The organism is Photorhabdus antumapuensis, from assembly GCF_020387775.1.
Taxonomy (GTDB): Bacteria; Pseudomonadota; Gammaproteobacteria; order Enterobacterales; family Enterobacteriaceae; genus Photorhabdus; species Photorhabdus antumapuensis.
The window spans coordinates 1-18,206 of record NZ_JAHZMK010000079.1 but is presented as its reverse complement, the minus strand read 5'-3'; the positions used below and the strand labels follow the sequence as shown (position 1 = coordinate 18,206).

Here is an 18,206-nt window from a genome sequence, read left to right as displayed (position 1 = left end):
ATTAAAAGATAACTCGTGGCCCTGACCAACGGGGTGCTGCGCTTATCCATCGTACTCTCTCTTTTCTTAAGTTAATCGGGCTTCGGTGATGAAACGGTAATCTTTCCATAGAAAATATTGATAATTTGATAGTGATATAAGCAAACTATTCTAATGTGTAATTAATTCACTGTCTGAATGGATAGTGCGAAATGTGATCATCGTTCGATTTTTTAATCCCGATAATGGGGAATCGGTTATATTAAATGTCGCTAAATCGCGGTAAGGCTGGAGATATTGTTTCCTTATGCCCGCCCGGACGCTTTCAGTTTTCGGGTAAGGTTTTACGCCTCGGGCCTGACCATTGGGGCAGGGCGATCCCACGATGAAAAAACCGGTAAAAAACGTCATCATTAAAGGTAGGAGACCGTGATTAAAGGTTTTTCAACGCGAGTAAAAAACTTGATGCTATACTGACATTAAAAGAGAAAACGTCAGGGAAAACGGGGGGTAAGTTGATTAATGCGGTAACCAAAATGGCAGTGTTAACTTAATAACAAGAATATGCGATGAAATTAAAACCTTTAACCTCATTAAGCATATTAGCCGCGAAAAAATCACCAAAAAACGGAAAAACCATTCGGTTTAGAAAAACAGCTCAATGAAAAGTCATGCACTCAATGAGTTTTTAATTAAAAAATAATAAACCACCGGGATAATAATCGTTTTACAGGTATATACCTTTCACCTTTTTAACATTATTCACTTTCTCTTTTTACTTTTCTCTTTTTAATAATTGCAAACTCCTTTTTATCGATAATATATCAGCTAAGGGTTAAAAAATCAGCTCTCCATTAGTGCCCTATTTAAAGAAACACCGAGTAATTAAAAATGGCCTGTTTCTTATCATATTTAATGCATTTAACCTTCCTCTTATTTTACATTGATTTAACCTACCATGATCATTTAAAAATGATAATACAGAGAGATTAAAAACTTCATATAAAATTCTGATTTAACACAATAAGTAAAAATTATTATCAGGACAGTTAATTACATTTCATCGAAATCCATTAATTATTAACTGAAAATTAAAATAAATCAGTAAAAAAACGGGTTAATTAGGCAGAACTTAAATCCTGAAAAAAGGTTGATTATCTGAAAAAACATAAAAGGGTGTCTTTATATCGTCAGGTTATTTTAATTTTTCTCCTTTATGCGGCCTAGGTTTTAAATAGCGTTCTGAAAGGCAGTTAAAGCAGGTTAATAAGGAAAATAGACAATATTATTATTCATGGTGAAAGCACAAACCCCGTTATTTTAAACGAGGTTTGTCAGCGATCTGGACAAAAGGGGCATTGTGCCCCTTTTGTTGTTTCTCGTGCTACCTTATAGCAGTGATGGCACCAGCATCGCCTGCGTGGCCTGACGGTTTTGCGGCAGGTGCTCGCGGGCACCGCCGATATCAGGGAACGAGGCCATTGCCCCGCTCAGCTTCGCCAGGCTCGGCCCGTCCGCGTCCGGGACAGAAACAACTGTATTGGGCGTGATGACGGGTTGTTTGCTGGCCCAAGACAGTTCTACCAGCCCTCCTTTGGTGTAACCCCGCTGGGTAAAGTTCTTGACCAGGTGGTCTACGCTGACCACCGACGAGGTGCCCGCTAGCTCGATCTCCAGATGCCGATGGGCCGTGGCTTGGCTGCCAAATACCTGACGTACCACCAAGGCCGTTCCGTTGCTGGAATCGGTCAACATCAAATCGTCATCGTGGCGGCTCACCAGAATGCTCTCCGGATCAGCCAACGGTAGGATCAGGCGGTCCAGGGCTTGGCCCGAATCGTCGTTGTCGATGACCACCGTACGGTAATGGGACCACATCGCTTGGCTGAGGCGATAGGTATCGCTATCGGCTCCGCCATGCAGCACCACGCTGTCGACACCGGCAATGAGCGGTAGCGTCAGTTCGTCTTTGCTGCCGCCTACACCTCCACCTTGAAGCAGAAGGGAAGAACCGACGCGCTCCACTCCCGTAAACCTGTTGAGTATCTGCGCGTTTCCTTCCTTGAGCTGGTACAGCGCTTGGGTCGTCGGGCTGTACACATACGCTACCTTTTCTCCTGCGGCGATCCCCACGAAACGCAGGTTGTTCGAGACAGGGAGGCCATTACCCGAAAATACCTGACCGCTGCCGACATCGAACCAGCTTGGCACAGGGTTGTCCTGCAAAGTCAGAACCCCTTTGGCTTGCCATTGATCAGCGAGTTTGGTGAGTGCCTGCGGCAGTTGGGCCAAGTTGTTTTGCTGCCAGCCTTTGTCAATGCCAACTAGCTGCAACTTGCCGTTGTCAGCTCGTAGCAAGATCTCGCCCTTGGTTGTGATCAGGCGCATGCCAGCATCGACCTGTTGCGCTGATTTGAGATGCAATTCGGGTGTCAACTCACTGGCAGTGGGAAGTTGCGCCGAAACTTCAAGCACCTCGTCGGTACCGAACGCGGCAGCCAGCGCGTCGGCAGTCATAGGTGGCTGACGATATAACTTACCACTGGTAGGTTCGAACAGTCGTGCGCTGGAGCCGTCCGCTTTGAATCCCAGGAACTGTAGATGCTTATCTTGCAGGGGAGCCGAAGCCACCACTACTTGGCCATTGTGGTACCACACCGGCAGCAGGCTTTTGCTGTCGGTGCCCTTGACCCCGAACACTGCTAGGGTGGCTTTGCCGTCGGTGACGCTGGCGAGATCCTGCCACCAGTGGGTACGTCCCTTGAGCCAATGTTCGTTGACCGCTTCGTAGTTAAGCTGTCCCTGTGCATCAAACTGGGCCACACGCCCATCCTCGGTAATGGCGAGCAGGTTACCGTTCAGGTTGATCAGGTTGGCTAACGCTGGAGTGCTGATGCGCAATGCACTAGGATGTCTGGCGTCGAGAATAGCCTGGCCGGGACCCTCCTGGCGGAATAGAGCCTTCTGCTTCTTGCTGTAGAAGAAGAACACTTCCGTGCCAGCGGGGCGGGGAATACTGCCCGCCAACACCAAGTCAGCCGGGATCGGCCAGGCACTGCGGGTCTGTTCGTGCCCTTCGAACTGCAAAGCCTGATCCGCCGGTGGCGCCAGATTCGGCTTGATCAGCGTCCCGTCGCTGGTGCGTATCCAGTAGCGGTGCGGTACGCCAGCCGCATCCATGCCGAACACCGTGACCAGCGCCGCACTGGTCGGCTGGATCAGCCGTGCGCCCAGTGTATACATCGGAGTTTCATGCTGTGTGCTATTGTTCTCGTAGTCCTGAAGTATGACCTTGAGTTCATCACGATGCCGGTCGGTGCGTGCCAAAAGCTGGAGCAGTGCATCATCACCTACCACACTAACCAACTCCATTCGGTCACCGAGGATTCGATAGCTCAGTTCAGCCTTTCTCTTCTTTAGCTGATAACGGCGTGCCAGGTAGACCGAATCTCCTTCCTGCCATAGTCGACTGATCTTACCCGCATTCTGGCTGAACCACGGCTCAAACTGTGCGTCGACCTGTCCGGTGGCGACATTTATCCGCCATGCCGCCGCGTTGTCGGCATCAAAGAAATAGGCATGGTCGCCCATCACCGCGCCTAGTTGGGCATGTCTGGCCTGTTTGTGGGTGGTGTTAGTGAACAGCATCCGTTCATTGGCTACGTCGTAGAAAGCTCGACCAACATCACGTCCGTTGTGGCGGTAATTCTCCACCACCACGTACTGCCCGTGCAATTGATGCGCCTTGGCCAAATCACTCAGGTGCTGCTCGATTTGTTGGCCGGGCACTTGCCAGTTGCTTGCATCTTCGCTTACTACCTGAGTTGTCAGGCCGGCAAAGTCGACTTCGCGCACCTCGCCCGTGCCATTGACCACCAATACCTGCCCGTTCTGGGCCGGGTCGAGCTCTACCACAACCCCACCGACCACCAGTCGGTTCTTCGATACGCTGATACTGCCACTAGCGAGTTGGCTGCTGTCGATAATCCAGCGCGACAACGCACTGTCGCCATCGCTCGTGAGCTTAATTTGGGTGCCTTCGTTGAGGCCGATCCGGTACTTGCCGCTCGCTCCTTTGATCTCGTAGCGCAAAAAGCCATGTAGCTCTTTGGGTAGCTCGGGCACCACCAGTTGCCGGTCGCGTTGATCGAGCACCACTTCGATTGGGGTGTCGACGTACTCATGATGAATTCTGCGGATTGTCTCCTCACCCGGGAAGATGTAGAAGTCGTAGTCGAACCGCTTGTCTTCCTCGAGTTTGCGGATTACGTCAAAGCCGGCGTCGTGGCGTGTGGTGGCACCGGGAAGTAGCATGTATTCGTAGCTGATGTAGGACTTGGGCGTACCCGGCAGGATCACAACACTGCTGTCGCCGTGCCCGAGGGGCCGGGAGACATCCTTGTAACCAATGCCGCTGCGCACTTCGATCGCTTGACCACGGTCATGGACCATTCGCGGAAAGTCACCAGCCCAGAAGAAGTAATTGATTTTCCCTGAACCGGTAGAGCCGGAGTGAGTGCGGTAGATGTACTGGCTGTCGAAGCTGATCTGGTTCTTGCGCAAGTCGAGGCTTTTGACCACCGCCCCGGCCAGAGGTACCAGCACCTCTTTCTCGTTGTCATATCGATAGCCATTGCCTTTGTACGCCTTATCGACCGTATCGAAGTACCGGCCCACCGCCTTAGCATCCTCGGCGACCGCACCAAAGGCTTGCGCCAGTGCCGTAAAGCCCACCGCGAGCCCGCCAAGGATCACCCCGGCCCCACCGAGTACTGCTCCGGCCGTCGAGGCTCCGACCAACCCAGCTCCCACCCCGGCTGCGCCAGTGACGAAGCTGGCCGAATCGAACGCTAACTGGGTTCCGAACACCGCCTTCTGCACATCGTTCTCGGCGTGGGCCAGCTCATAGGCATCCAGCCCGACCATAGCTCCGCCAAATAACACCCCGGCGCCTTCGTTAACAGTGTGTCCTAGGGTGGAGGCAAAGTCCTTGAACGAGGTTTCGGCCGCTACCACTTCGCCACGCAGCGCCGTGCGCACCAGTTCAGTGACCTTGGTCGCGTCTTGCACGCCACCGTGAGCCATCTGGACAAAGTTGAGGTAACTGTGGACCTTGAGCGCGGTGGCTAGATCAGGCGAAGCGATCCCACGTGCCGCATCGTTGCGGTTCTTGTCGGCAAACCACTGGATCAATGTCTGCACCGCAAACCCGGCGTTCAACCCATCAACCGAAGCAGCCTCGTTGACACTGGCCTTGGGTCGTATCTGGCCGCGTTCGAGGGTGAAATGCTGGCTCAGGGTAAGCATATGTTCATCGACGAAGCGGCGGAATTCGGTAAAAGTGGCATCGCCGCTGCTCACCCAACGGGTCTCCTCGGGGTGATCGCGATTGATGAACTGAATCCGGTAGCGGCCTTCGCCTTGGTCCTCGGTATTGCCAATCACCGGCATCCAGCGCTGGTCCAGATTGTTTTCCTGAGCGAGCCGTGTACTGGCCTCGTCGAACCTTGCTCCCCACTGCTCGGCATCAAGGGTCATCAATGCGGTGTGCAGTCGGGTATCCTTGACAATCCGTACCTGAGCATTGACTATCTGCTCAACCTGCCGCCGTTGCTCTATGACTGTAGCCAGTTCACCGGGGCGGGTTAGGTCGGCTACATCCAGGCCGTTACCCACCGACACCTCGGCCATCTTGTCGGTATTGATCTCCACCAGATTGAAGACAGGGACCGATTCGCTGCCAAGCGAACCGTAGTGAACAGCCAGTTTGTGCTTTACCAAGTGTTGCTTCATGGCTTGGGAGAAGTTGGCTGCGTTGTTGAAGGCAAAAATCCCGACATTTGGGTCATAGAAATAGTAACGACGCCCTTTGGCTCCGATTGTACTCCCTACCATCATCGAATGATCCGGGGTATTAAGCGCGAATGTCGAGGTCCCGGTTGCCTTTTTCAGCAGGGAAACTACCTCGGACAATGTGACCCGTCCCCGCGTCGTTGATGCCTGTACGGCCTCAATATTGGAGTGCAGCTTGAGCAGGCTGTTTTTCAGTAGCGTGGAACTGCCTGCTTGGGGATCGGCGGCGGCCAGAAAGAGTTTTTCCACCAGACTATTGATACCCGCTTCGCCACTACTGGCCAGTGCTACTGCCATGGCCCTGACCAAGGGATAGCAACGGCCGCCGGACTTATCGCCAGTCAGCGACAGATAAAAGTCTTGCGGCATCAGGCGGTCGAAACTGCTACCGGCGCGATGAAAATTCTCACTGTACACTGCCGTCCACTTCAATACCTTGTCGATGTACTCAGCCTGACTGGTTTCGGTAATGCGAGCGCTCAAGGCACCCCGTTGCTTGGGGGTAAGCTGACCTTTGAGAAATAGGCGCTTCATTTCCAATGCTGACATCCTGTCGTACACCCCTGGGATACTGATATCGCGGAAGTTGCGCAGGCCATCGGCAAACGCGGTACCCTGCACACTATGCTGGTAAGCTTCGGCGATCGCATAACGTTCGCCCACGTTGTTGATGTTCTCCTGCTCACCGTTCTGAATGGACATATCGTCAATCCGCACCACGGCAGCCACGCCGTTCTTGGACTTGATCTGTTGCCATAACCAGCTTTGTTCGACAAAGCTCGCTTCACGCAGGACCGTATCGTATTGCGCCTTGTAGAACTCCAGAGTGATATCGATCTGCTTTATCTGTTGGTCAATTAGGGCGTACTGAGAGGTATTGTGCCGGTCTTCATAGAGTTTGTTTCGCTTGTCCATCAACGGCTTGGTGTCAGCGTTGATCCGGTCGTGAACTTCGGTGCGCAGCTTGGTCCATGCGGCAATTGCCGGATGATCAGGTGCAAATTCACCCTCTGTGTATACATCGTCGGTGACCCCTTCGACTGACACCCCGAACTGGGCAGCGACCTTTTTCAGTTGTTGATGCACTTGCTCGCGGTAGGTGGTGAATTGAGCTTGGTTGCGTTCAACCAATTGGCTGCCCGCGACCTGGATCGAGAGCGCTTCCTCGCTGTCGCGCAGCTTCGGCCAGATCATCTGGCCGTCTCGTTGATATTCCTGACGCTGGAACACTAGCTGCCATTCGCCATTGGCATACTGCATGTAGGCCGCCGCGAGGCCCTCGGCGTTACCGGATACCCGGTAATCCTTATAGTCCACTGCCATGACCACGTTGTCATACAGCAGTGAACTGTTGGCTCGACCGTCGTGGTAGACCCGGTAGGTATTGGCATCAAGACTGGTCACCACCAGCGATCCGCCCGATAGCGTTCCGGTGAACAGAAAGTTCCTAGCGGCTGCATGCTTGGGAATGTCCACATAGGCCGGCGACGCATTAGTCTGGTTGGCGCTGTTGTAACCAAGGAAATATGCCGGCACTCTGTCAGCGTTCCTCGCCGTTATATCATTGGCACTTCGATTGGTGTATTCGAGCTCATATAAGCCTGACCCGATTTTCACTAGCTGGGCGTTCCCTTCCGCCGGGAGGCTCCCCGACCTGATTAATGTCTCGGCACTGATGGTGTTGGATCTGGCGAACAACACTGGATCGTCAGTGAACTGCTGGATGTCGGTGCTGCTCTGACGGGGTTCGTATCCACCATTCATGGGCACCAGCCCTCCCTTGAGCTCGCGATCCCGTACCGCTTGCGTTAGCAACGCCGGGTTGTGTACATCGTACCCGCGGATTTGCAAGGTACGCGTTAAGCTCTTCTCGATTGGAGTATCGGTAAGCAAGGACTGGGTACCCGCTGCCGCGATTAGTTGTGCTCGGGACTGACCGTGACTGCTCGATCCACCCTCGGCCGTTTCAGAGTAGGAAATGCCTTTGCTCACGCGGTACATACCCGTTGGGGTGTGCTCGACAAAGGCCGTCGCCGGTAGCAGTTCGCCGAGCTTTCCGCTGATGGTCTGGGCATGCTCGACCCCGGCTCTGGAAAGGTAGATCACGGCCTGATCGGTACGACTACCTAGATTTTTCGGCCCCATGATCTTGGTCTGCTCCAGCCAGCCGCGATTGTCATCATTGAACAATTGGGTCAATGCCCGGGTAAGCGCGTTGAAATGCGTCTTGTCAACGTTGATGGTTAGCCGTGCACCAAGCTTGCCGCGAGCCCCATGACGTTGTGCGAAATCTTTGGGTAGTACCCGGAAAGCTTCGGCGTTGCTTATAACGGCATCAGTTTGCGAAGACAGAGCCATTTTCTCACTGCCTTGCACCAAGATGTCGGCCGTCGTGGTGCGTGCCGCCAGTGCCTTGATATAACGGACAAATTCCTGTTGTTCGTTCTTGTCGAGGCTGCTGACACCGACCGGCTTGTCATTGCTGTAGTGCCGATAAGCGTTTTTCTCCAGCGTCTGTTCCAGCATTCTCTGCTGCTGGATCAGCTTAGGGGTCCATTTGCGATCGTTTTCACGGAACCCCTGCTTGATCTCTTGGGTCAGCGCTTGGATCTTCGGTTTGTTCCTCATCTCTTTAAAGGTCGTCTGCGCAGACGCGAGCAGCGATTGGTAGCTGTTATTGGGCACGATGGTTCTCCTTAGGAAAATCCTACTTTGGTATTTATGAATTACGAGTTACAACACTTTCATAATGGTTATGGCGGACACGGCTGGTCGCCTGCGATCTGGGACTCAATCCTTCATCTGCAAGGCCCACAGCCGAGCATAGAGCCCGTTCAAGGCGAGCAGTTGCTCGTGGCTGCCCTGTTCGACCACCTGACCCTGGTCGATCACCAGAATTCGATGGGCATGGCGCAGGGTATTAAGGCGATGGGCGATGCTGATCACCGTTCGGCCCTGAGCAATGCGCTGTAGGTTGGTCATCACCGCCGCTTCTGATTCGTAGTCCAGGGCACTAGTGGCTTCATCCAGTAGCAGTATCCCCGGGTTGGTCAGCAACGCTCGGGCTAGGGCGATACGTTGGCGTTGCCCACCGGAGAGCTGGCCGCCACGTTCGCCGACTTGGGTCTCATAGCCTTGGTCCAGCGCCTTGATAAAACTATCGGCACCAGCCAGAATCGCGGCTTCATGCACCTCCGCATCGCTGGCTTGGGGTCGGCACAAACGGATGTTCTCGGCGATGCTGCCAGCAAACAGCACACTTTCCTGTAACACTACGCTCATGTTGCGGCGCAGCGCCACGGGATCTGCGATCGCCAAATCGATCCCATCCACCAACACCTTTCCATGCTGGGGCACATAGAGGCGTTGTAGCAGCCGGGCTAGGGTGGATTTGCCCGAGCCGGACGGCCCGGTGATGCCGACGAATTCGCCGGGATGAATCTCGACGTTGAGGTTGCGTAGCACCTCTTGACCATCCTCGCCGTAGCGAAAGCGCACGTCCCGGAAGCTCACGCTTCCTCGCAATTTGGGTACGGAGGCCAGGCCGCCACTGCCACTTTCCCCCTCCTCATCGAGAATGTTGCCAATCCTGCGCAGTGAGATCAGGGTGTGCTGGAAGTCCTGACAGATCTGAGCCAGACGCAGAATCGGCTGGGTCACGTGTTCCGAGAGCATGTTGAAGGCCACCAGCTCCCCTGGGCTAAGCTTGCCCTCCATCACCAGAGTAACGCCCCACCACAGCAGCAGGGCGGAGGTCAGCTTCTGGATCAGGTCGATTCCCTGACCAGCCAAGATCCCTACCACCTTGGCGCGGAATGAAGCGCGGACGAAAGCGGATAGCTGCCGTTCCCAGCGGTGCAGGAAACCAGCTTCGGTGGCGCTGGTTTTGATGGTTTCGATGCCGGTGACTGATTCGGTCAGGAAGGCGGTGTTGTCGGCCCCTAGCTCGTACTCTCGTAACACCCGGGTACGCAGCATGGGTCCGATCCCCAACCAGAACAGGAAGTAGAGCACCAGGGAACCGAGCACCAGCCAGGTTAGCTTGGTGGAGTAGGAGAACATCACGGCTACAAACAGGCCGACGAAGGCCAAATCCAGCACCATAGTTAGCGCTGAACCGGTGAGGAACTGGCGGATCTGGTTCATCTCGCGCACTCGGGCGATGATCTCACCGGTCTGACGCTGCTGGAAATAGCCCATGGGCAGGGTCACTAGATGTTGATAGAGGCGGCTGGAGAGCTCGGAGTTGACCTTGCTGGCGAGGTTGGCGAACAGCCAGGAGCGAAGAAAGCCATAGACAGGCTCGAACAAAGCCAGAGCCAACATGGCGATCCCTAGCACCTGTAGGCTCGATAGGCTGCGGCTGACCAGTACCCGATCGATCACGTTCTCGAACAGTATGGGGGTTACCAGGGCGATCAACTGTAGCATCAGAGACACCAGGAGTATGTTCCTGAACTGGGTGACATGCTTGCGGATGGAAGGCACGAACCAGCCAAAGCCAAACCGCTGCCGTTTCGGCTGTTCGGTCGCCTCCGCCAATAGCACGGCGCTGCCTTGCCAATGGCTAGCGAAGACGGTTCGGGGATAGCGACATATTTTACCCGTGCTTGGCTGATACAAGCTAATGAACTCGCCTTCGACTCTCTCTAGCACCAGCCAGCCTTGTTCTGTGTCCAGCAGGGTGGGAAGGGGCAGGGTATCGAGACGGCTCATATCCGTGGAGATGTGGCGTGCCCTCAGGCCGATCCACTGGGCGCAGCGGCACAGATCCTGGCTATCCGAGACCCCTTGGGTACGTCCGAGACGGTGGATCAGTTGTCCCGGTTCCACCGACAAATTGAAATGGCGAGCCGCATGGGCCAGAGCCAGAAGACCGCCATCCGTTACGGCCTTGGGCTCGTCGATGATGGACGGTTCCGATAGGCTAGATTCAATGGTTGACATCATCGTTCCCTCAATGCTTCGGATTGGTACTGCTGTAGTGGACTGAGTAGGTAGTCGATCACCCGACGATCACCGGTGCGGATTTCGGCGGTGATACTCATGCCTGCCTGCAACGGTACCTCATGCTCGTTCACTGCGATAGAAGAGTGCGCCATCCGGATCTGTGCAGGGAATACCAAGCCTAGCTGTTCATCCTTAACCGCATCCTTGGAGATGTTGGCGACCTTGCCCCGTATAGTGCCATAGCGGGTATAGGGGAAGGAGTCGACTTTAATCTCCACCGGCTGACCAGCGTGTACGAACCCCACATCCTTGTTCAATACCATTACCTCGGCTTCCAGCGGGGTATCATCGGGCACGATCACCATTAGCTGCTGGGCCGATTGCACCACGCCCCCCAAGGTGTGGATCGCTAGTTGCTGCACCACGCCGTCGACTGGTGCCCGCAGGCTTTGCAGACGCTGCCTCTCGCCAGCCTTTATCAACTGTTGTGTCATGACCGCGATAGAGGTCTGAGTTTCGTTTAGCTGGTCGTAGTATTCCCGGCGGGTCTTGGCGAGATAGCGGCCCCGGCTCTCCTTAAGTACCTGATATTGCTCCTTGAGGACGGCCAGCTCGGCATGCTGTTGAGAAAGGGTGCGTTCGATCTCCAGCCTCTCCTTCTCTTGTTCCAGTAGCTCGACTTTGGGCAGCAGCTTGTTGGCGGCTAGGGTACGACGGGCCTCAAGGCGCACTTTGATATTGGTCATCAGCTTTTCCAGTGCGGTGATATCGGCGCTACGCATACGCTGGCTTGCTTGGTTGACGTTCATCTCGCTGTCCAAGCTTTCTAGATTGGCGATGACCTCTTTCCAGATGCTGATCAGGTGCTCTCTGGCCAGCTCGACCTGTGCCTGTGGCATACCTTCCTGTACGGCGAAATGCTTAATCGGGGTGTCGGTTAGCAGAGCCTGTAGTCTCGCCTGTTCTAATCGCTTGAAGTTAAGTTGCTCCTGTAGCTCTTTCAGCTCGGCTTCGACGCCTATGGGGTTGAGTTTGATCAGCACATCCCCGGCCTTCACCTTTTGTCCGTCCCGCACATGAATCGCCACAATCTCGCCGACCTCGAGGGACTGGATCACCTTAGAGTGACTGGATACTAGCAGCTTGCCTGTGGCATTGGCATGGATGTCCAGATGACCGACGATAGACCAGAGCAGAACCACCAGTAGAAACAGGGTCAGTGCCATTGCCGTGCACCTTGCCCAAGGCGCGGGAGGTCGTTCAACGATCTCCAGATAGCCGGGCTGAAACTCGTACTCGTCGCGAGTGCGTTTCGTCGCTTTGGGAGCGCTACGCTCCCGCCGCCAAGCCCGGAGGACGGTTTTTAGTTGCTTGAACGACATTACTCCGTCTCCTTGCGTAATTCCTGTTGCATCCGCCACAGCCTGGCGTAGCAGCCGCCCTTGTCCAGAAGCTGGTGATGGTTGCCTGACTCGGTGATAAGGCCCTGCTCCAAAGTGATGATGCGGTTGCAGTGACGCACCGTGGACAGGCGGTGGGCAATGGTGATGACGGTGCGTCCTAGAGCGATTTCGGCCATATTGGCCTGGATCAGCGCTTGGGATTCGTCATCAAGGGCACTGGTCGCCTCGTCGAAGATCAAGATCTTGGGGTCGGCCATCAGCGCCCGGGCGATAGCAATGCGCTGGCGCTGTCCTCCCGATAGGGAGCTGCCAGCCTCGGCCAGTACCGTGTCATAACCCAGAGGTAGTTGCAGGATAAAGTCATGCGCGCCTGCCAGCTTAGCGACGGCTATCACTTTCTCCAGCGAGGCGGATGGATCTTTGAGCGCGATGTTGTGGCGCACACTACGGTTGAACAGGTAGTTCTCCTGTAGTACCACCCCGATCTGGCTGCGTAAGTAGCCGGGGTCCAGCCGATTCAGGGGAATGCCGTCGATCAAGATCTCCCCTTCGTCCGGAGCGTAGAGCTTCTGTAGCAAGCGGGTCAGCGTACTCTTACCCGAACCGGAGGGACCGACTATGCCTAAGTTCTCGCCGGACCTGATATGCAGGGTGACTCCCTGCAACACGGGGGCTTGATGGGGCTGGTAGCGGAACACTAGGTTGCGTATTTGCAGATCGCCGGAGAGTGGTTGCTGGGGACGGATGTTCCCTTGCTCCTGCTCGACGGGCAGGTTGAGTATGTCACCGAGTTTGTCGACGGCAACCCGGGTTTGGACAAACTGTTGCCATAGGTCGATTAGCTTGGTGATGGGTTGGTTGACGTGAGACACCATCATGTTGAAAGCGATTAGCTGGCCTATGGTGAGCTCCAGGGAGATCACCATATTGGCGCCTAGCCAGATGATCCCGACGCCGGTCGCCTTTTGCAACAGCATAACGCCGTGGCTGATGAAGCTGTTGAGGGTCTGGGTGCGGAAACTGGCTTCGACCATGTCTGCGGTCTGAGACTCCCAGCGCCGTTGCATCCTGGGTTCCACCGCCAGGCTCTTGATGGTTTCGGCGCCGCTGACGGACTCATTCAGGAATGAGGCATTGAGGGCGGTAGTCTGGAATTGTTGTTCGATACGCTGTTGTAGCGGTTTGGAACTCAGCCAGGCCAGCAAGAAATAGAGTGGTAATACCGCCAGAACCACACAGGTTAGGGTCGGCGATAACCAGGCCATTACCCCGAAGAAAATAAAGGTGGAGGCCACATCTACGCACAGGGTTAGCATAGAGCCGGTCAGGAAATCACGAATGCTGTCGAGTTCCTGCACCCGGGTGATGATGGCGCCCACCTGACGGTGTTTGAAGTAGAGCAGGGGCAGGCCGAGTAAATGCCGGAACAGTTTGATCCCTAGGGTGATATCAATGCGGTTGGCGGTGTGGGTAAAAAGATATTCGCGTAGTCCCCGGAGCATTACCTCGAACAGCCCCACCACCACCAGCACTATCACCAGCACGTCTAGGGTGGACAACGCCTTGTGCACTAACACCTTATCCATCACCACTTGGAAAAATAGCGGGGTGACTAGGGCAAGTAACTGAAGCATCAGGGAAAAAAGCAGCACCTCGCCGAGGAGGTGGCGATGATGGATAAACGCGGGTATAAACCAAGAGACATCGAACTTGAAGGAAGCCTCCCGTAACCGGATCGCTTCCCCGCTCCATCTGGCTTCTAGCTCGTTGATGGGAAGTATTTCGGGTGAAACGGTATAAGGAGACTGGATCAGGGCCTGATCGGGGGAAAGGCGCGCCAGTACGACAAATCCCCCCTGTTTGTCGCGAAAGGCTAAGGGCAATAGCTTGGGAGTCAGTTTGGGGAATTTTAAATGGCATAATGCCAGATCGACATCATGTTCCTTGCCGTACTCTTTTATTGCGGGTTTCAGTTTGTTATGGGGGAGCAGAGGCTGTGGTTCCCGAGCTTCACCTTTAGCTAATTGTAACAATAGTCGGCAACAGTGAAGAGCGGATGACAATGCATCTGCATCGACGGATATATTTTCCCTATTCATTGTAATTTTCCCTTACGTGATTCCGTTCTCACGTTGTTAACATAGAAAAACCTCTCCGCAAGATGACGTATTGCAGAGTCAATTAATAATAATTTGTATTAAGAGCATAGGCTTTAATTTGAATATATGTCATTTCCATAGGTGGGTGCAGACTAATGAAAATTGTAGTTAATTAATCGATACTATCTTAAAAATGGGAAAAAATAAAATATCTTATTCTTGATCATAAGATGAATTATTTATTTCATTGTTAGGAAAATTAGTGTCAAAAAATTGTTAATTGGTCGTTACTAATTAGTCGTTATTAATCGGGGAATGGTATTCATTATCTGAATATATTGAGTTGATATTAAACAGGTCCGTTTTTATTTTTATTGGAGGATAATGAGAATAAAACTGTTTTAGCTCAGTCCCTGAATAGAGCGCTGGCAGTCAGTTGTAAAAAGGAAGTGGTGTAATACTAATATAGTCAGCAATATTGAATAATTTAACCTTGATATGATAATCCGGTATATATTAATTTATGCCGGATTCGACTAATTATATAATTCTGTTCCAGATGAGCCATTTATATTAATGTTTTCTATCTCTGTTTTTTTAGAAATTCCACTCCATCCCCATGCAGGACCAACACCTAATGAATTATTTCTTCCCGTATTAATCATTCCTAGCAAATATGGACCAAACTGAATATCTATCTGTCCAGATAAACGACCTCCAACAGCGAGAGCTTCCCCTTCGTTTATTGAAAATTGAGAATTATCAACATTTGCATCATAAAAATATCCAGCTCCAAAACCAAATGCAGCTTCGCCCTTCGCATAAGGCTTAACTTTATAAGTTACTCTCCAAGATGGTCCCTTGTGAGATTGTTTTATCGCCTTACTAATTTCATCTGAGCTTTTACCCTTCCTCTGTAGATCAAAAGATAATGAAGCATCCGAACTAACTGAGTTGGCTATCTGTCCCCAAAAAGTTCCGGGACCATAACCAAGAGTATTATTGTCAGTCGCATTCTTCTCGGCCTGCGCGCCAGCGGTGGAATCACCGGCAATGCTGCCTGCCAGTCCCGCTGCCAGCATGGAGCTGAATTAACTATTATCCCAGTGGGCTTAGCTGACAACCCCAGCTTTGTGAAGGCTGGATTGTTGTTTAAAAGCCACTTAATACTACTTGCCCTTCTGTATAACTTTTAAAAATCCTACTTCTTATTTCAAATATACACTTAGTAAAATCGCTTATTGTTAAATTATATCCTTCATCTGTATCTGTGATATTAATTTCTCCCAGAAAACGCAATGCTATTTCATCAGAAAATATTATGTTAAAACCCTCACTAGTTTCCTCAATTTTTTCAATAATATATTGATTATCAAAGGGTCTGCCATAAGGACCATCAGGGAGAAAAAAGTAAAGTGATTTTCTCTCTTTTACCCAATTTTCAACTATTTCTTTTGTGTTCATTTCTTAATTATCCAGTTATTGTCTAATGATGGTAAAAATATTTGCGTACCACCACCATGTAACGTTGGTTGAGTTACTTTAGTTCCAATTTGTTCTGCTGGTCCTTCATAATACTTAGTACCTTTGGGGATCTTTATAATGGCTTGGTTTTTAAAAGTATTACCCCATTCAGGTAAAACAGCGCTATCCATTTGAGATTTTGATGGTCGTGGAGTCCAAAAACGGCTATTAACTTTAGCAGGCCGCCATAATCTCTGAAAAAATACATATCTGTTTCTGCCACTTTTTCAGTATAACTTCCGCTTCTGGATGTTGAAGTAGGTGCACGCAAATCATTAGGGTTTCCTAATGGGCCACATTTCATGTGGGCCATAAGATTTTATAGTTTTTGATACTCCTTGTTCTAAGTTTTTCGAGGCATTCTTCACCACATTAGCCGCTACAGTTTCGGATTTTGCTGCCACTGCTTCTGCCGCAGTTTTACCCACACCAATCACACCAGCTGCACCTAGAGCATTATTCTCAACAACAAAAATATCAATTCTGACTTAAGTGACAGAATTGGTTTCATTTATGTGAATTATAATAATAGTAATATCTAAACCAAAATCCTATTCCACTAACAGAACCACCATAAAAACCACCTTTGATGCATAACAAAACATCAACTTTAGATAATCCAAAAGGTAGGCCATAAAAAATCATATAAAACGTACAGATAACTATTTTTGCTATTATTGCTCCTAGGATTACAACCACAATACAGGCAACTACTAAATAAATTAGCATAATTAGCCACTTTCTCTTTGATATATTCATTTATGTTCTCCTTCGATCTTATTAACTCCTTTGTTTATCTGATCGTTAGAGAATTCTGTTGAAATTGAGCTAACTACATTACCAGCAACTCCTGGCAATGAACTTAAAGGTAATGACTTCGAGATCCCCATTCCCATATCAACCCATTCATAATTTTTCCAGTTCGGATTAATGAATTTTTCCAGGGGATTTTGAACCAGTTTACCTACCCCATAACCAATCCCAGACGCGGCACCGCTTATCACGCCTCCTTTTAACGGATCATCACCTTTCACATAGCTCGAAGCCGCCCCCATACCCGCATTCCAGGCTACTGTGCCCCACAGACCAGTATTAGCCGTGAATACCCCCGTCCAATACGCAAAAATAGCATCATTGGGGTCGACATTGCCATTAGCAAGATATTGGATACCGGTATTGGCTACGGCACCAATCAAGCCCGTTGTTGCAGCGGCTCCCGATAACCACGGCAAGGCCAAGATACTCCCTTCTGCGGCAACCATAGTCTGACAATAAAGTGGTGTACACAGACCAGAATTGGCCGTTAATGCGCCAGTCCGGCGTACAAAAACGATATCATTGAGATCAATACTACTATTAGCAAGATATTGAATAACGGTGTTGACTCCCTCACTAATTAAACTGGTCACACCGAAACTTGTAATAACAACGGCAAGGCCAATGTACTCCCCTCTACGGCAACCATAGTCTGGCAATAGAGGAGTATCACCGCTACAAGCTTTCTCGGTTTTGGTCTGCTTATCCTTATTATGCTGCCATTTCCCAACTGTACCTTCTATATTCACTTCCGCTGCCTCCAGTACATTCGTTAAAGAATTATTCTCTACAATAGACATTTTATTTCTCCTCCTTGTTTTTGTTTGATGAAGAAATTTTCTTGCAAAATTCTTGTATTAGACTAAATAAATAAATAAAAAATCCAAATATTGCCCCACCACTACCGCCTACTTTTATACTGAATTTTAATCCATTAATAGCTGGTTGAATATCTAAAAGAAAATACCCTTCTTTAAAAAAGATAATAAGGTACGTTAAAGGAATACTAATCATACAACACACTGAGAAAATCATTCCCCACCCCAATACTAGATAGATAAATTGTTTTAGTCTAAAAATAATGCCCCTTTTATTGTTCATTTTTTTCTTCCTTGTGTTTTCTTTACTCCTTCTTCTGCAATGTAATCTGTTGCAGTTCCAGCGTAATTTCCGATAATTGTCCCACCAACCTCGGAAGCTTTATTAGAATAACCTTTAGAAAGCATTGCATTGGTAAACTTACCCCCCACTTTATTACCAATTACAGTACCAACTGCATTACCTAACATTGAGGTTGTAGGATCTTCTCCTTTAACTTTACTTCCTAAATAAGCGCCTCCTGTATTAACAAGAGTGCTAAATAGTGTTCCTTTACCTTGAGTTAATGCGCCTGTTCCTACCGCTATCAGTGTATCTGTTGCACTATAATTTTCTCCTGGCTTCAACGTTAAAAGCTGTTTGGTGACATCTGTTGCTCCTCCTAAAATACCGCCACCAATTACTGCCGCAGCCCCAGCAACAGGCGCAACTATAGTCCCTCCCACAACAGAAGCACCTGCACCCCAAGCGACCAACAATCCTC

11 protein-coding genes are annotated in these 18,206 nt (G+C 50.9%); all 11 read right to left on the bottom strand.

Going from position 1 to position 18,206, the window contains the following annotated elements; all coding sequences use genetic code 11:
- Positions 1 to 1,368: 1,368 nt before the first annotated feature.
- Positions 1,369 to 8,517 (bottom strand): TcdA/TcdB pore-forming domain-containing protein, encoded by a 7,149-nt coding sequence (locus KZ793_RS21710; RefSeq protein ID WP_225817174.1) that lies wholly within the window; start codon positions 8,515 to 8,517, stop codon positions 1,369 to 1,371.
- A gap of 105 nt (positions 8,518 to 8,622) precedes the next feature.
- A complete protein-coding gene (locus tag KZ793_RS21705) occupies positions 8,623 to 10,779 on the bottom strand; it encodes a type I secretion system permease/ATPase (protein WP_225817173.1) in 2,157 nt (718 codons plus the stop codon).
- Positions 10,779 to 12,164: an HlyD family type I secretion periplasmic adaptor subunit gene (locus tag KZ793_RS21700; protein WP_255619459.1), complete on the bottom strand. Its 1,386-nt coding sequence runs from the start codon at positions 12,162 to 12,164 to the stop codon at positions 10,779 to 10,781. Before KZ793_RS21700 ends, KZ793_RS21705 begins: the two co-directional genes overlap by 1 nt.
- A complete protein-coding gene (locus tag KZ793_RS21695) occupies positions 12,164 to 14,284 on the bottom strand; it encodes a peptidase domain-containing ABC transporter (RefSeq protein ID WP_225817171.1) in 2,121 nt (706 codons plus the stop codon). The genes KZ793_RS21700 and KZ793_RS21695 overlap by 1 nt, the downstream gene beginning before the upstream one ends.
- A 536-nt stretch (positions 14,285 to 14,820) precedes the next feature.
- Positions 14,821 to 15,366 (bottom strand): polymorphic toxin type 25 domain-containing protein, encoded by a 546-nt coding sequence (locus tag KZ793_RS21690; RefSeq protein ID WP_225817170.1) that lies wholly within the window; start codon positions 15,364 to 15,366, stop codon positions 14,821 to 14,823.
- 70 nt (positions 15,367 to 15,436) lie between these two features.
- Positions 15,437 to 15,748 carry a hypothetical protein gene (locus KZ793_RS21685; RefSeq protein WP_225817169.1) on the bottom strand — a complete coding sequence of 104 codons (312 nt, stop codon included), beginning with the start codon at positions 15,746 to 15,748 and terminating at the stop codon, positions 15,437 to 15,439.
- Complete coding sequence (locus KZ793_RS21680) at positions 15,745 to 15,939, bottom strand: hypothetical protein (RefSeq protein WP_225817168.1); 195 nt, start codon at positions 15,937 to 15,939, stop codon at positions 15,745 to 15,747. The genes KZ793_RS21685 and KZ793_RS21680 overlap by 4 nt, the downstream gene beginning before the upstream one ends.
- Positions 15,940 to 16,315: 376 nt before the next feature.
- Entirely contained in the window at positions 16,316 to 16,567 is a 252-nt protein-coding gene (locus KZ793_RS21675) for a hypothetical protein (RefSeq protein ID WP_041382175.1), read from the bottom strand.
- Positions 16,564 to 17,424: a hypothetical protein gene (locus KZ793_RS21670; RefSeq protein WP_225817167.1), complete on the bottom strand. Its 861-nt coding sequence runs from the start codon at positions 17,422 to 17,424 to the stop codon at positions 16,564 to 16,566. The genes KZ793_RS21675 and KZ793_RS21670 overlap by 4 nt, the downstream gene beginning before the upstream one ends.
- A 1-nt stretch (position 17,425) precedes the next feature.
- A complete protein-coding gene (locus KZ793_RS21665; RefSeq protein WP_225817166.1) occupies positions 17,426 to 17,725 on the bottom strand; it encodes a hypothetical protein in 300 nt (99 codons plus the stop codon).
- Positions 17,722 to 18,206, bottom strand: a 485-nt coding sequence (locus tag KZ793_RS21660) for a hypothetical protein (protein WP_225817165.1), incomplete at its 5' end; no start/stop codon positions are given. The genes KZ793_RS21660 and KZ793_RS21665, both read right to left, overlap by 4 nt.

Coding starts and splice junctions, on each gene's coding strand:
- KZ793_RS21705 (WP_225817173.1), bottom strand. CDS start 10,779: ATGTCAACCATTGAATCTAGCCTATCGGAACCGTCCATCATCGACGAG.
- KZ793_RS21700 (WP_255619459.1), bottom strand. CDS start 12,164: ATGTCGTTCAAGCAACTAAAAACCGTCCTCCGGGCTTGGCGGCGGGAG.
- KZ793_RS21695 (WP_225817171.1), bottom strand. CDS start 14,284: ATGAATAGGGAAAATATATCCGTCGATGCAGATGCATTGTCATCCGCT.
- KZ793_RS21690 (WP_225817170.1), bottom strand. CDS start 15,366: ATGCTGGCAGCGGGACTGGCAGGCAGCATTGCCGGTGATTCCACCGCT.
- KZ793_RS21685 (WP_225817169.1), bottom strand. CDS start 15,748: ATGAACACAAAAGAAATAGTTGAAAATTGGGTAAAAGAGAGAAAATCA.
- KZ793_RS21680 (WP_225817168.1), bottom strand. CDS start 15,939: ATGGATAGCGCTGTTTTACCTGAATGGGGTAATACTTTTAAAAACCAA.
- KZ793_RS21675 (WP_041382175.1), bottom strand. CDS start 16,567: ATGAATATATCAAAGAGAAAGTGGCTAATTATGCTAATTTATTTAGTA.
- KZ793_RS21670 (WP_225817167.1), bottom strand. CDS start 17,424: ATGTCTATTGTAGAGAATAATTCTTTAACGAATGTACTGGAGGCAGCG.
- KZ793_RS21665 (WP_225817166.1), bottom strand. CDS start 17,725: ATGAACAATAAAAGGGGCATTATTTTTAGACTAAAACAATTTATCTAT.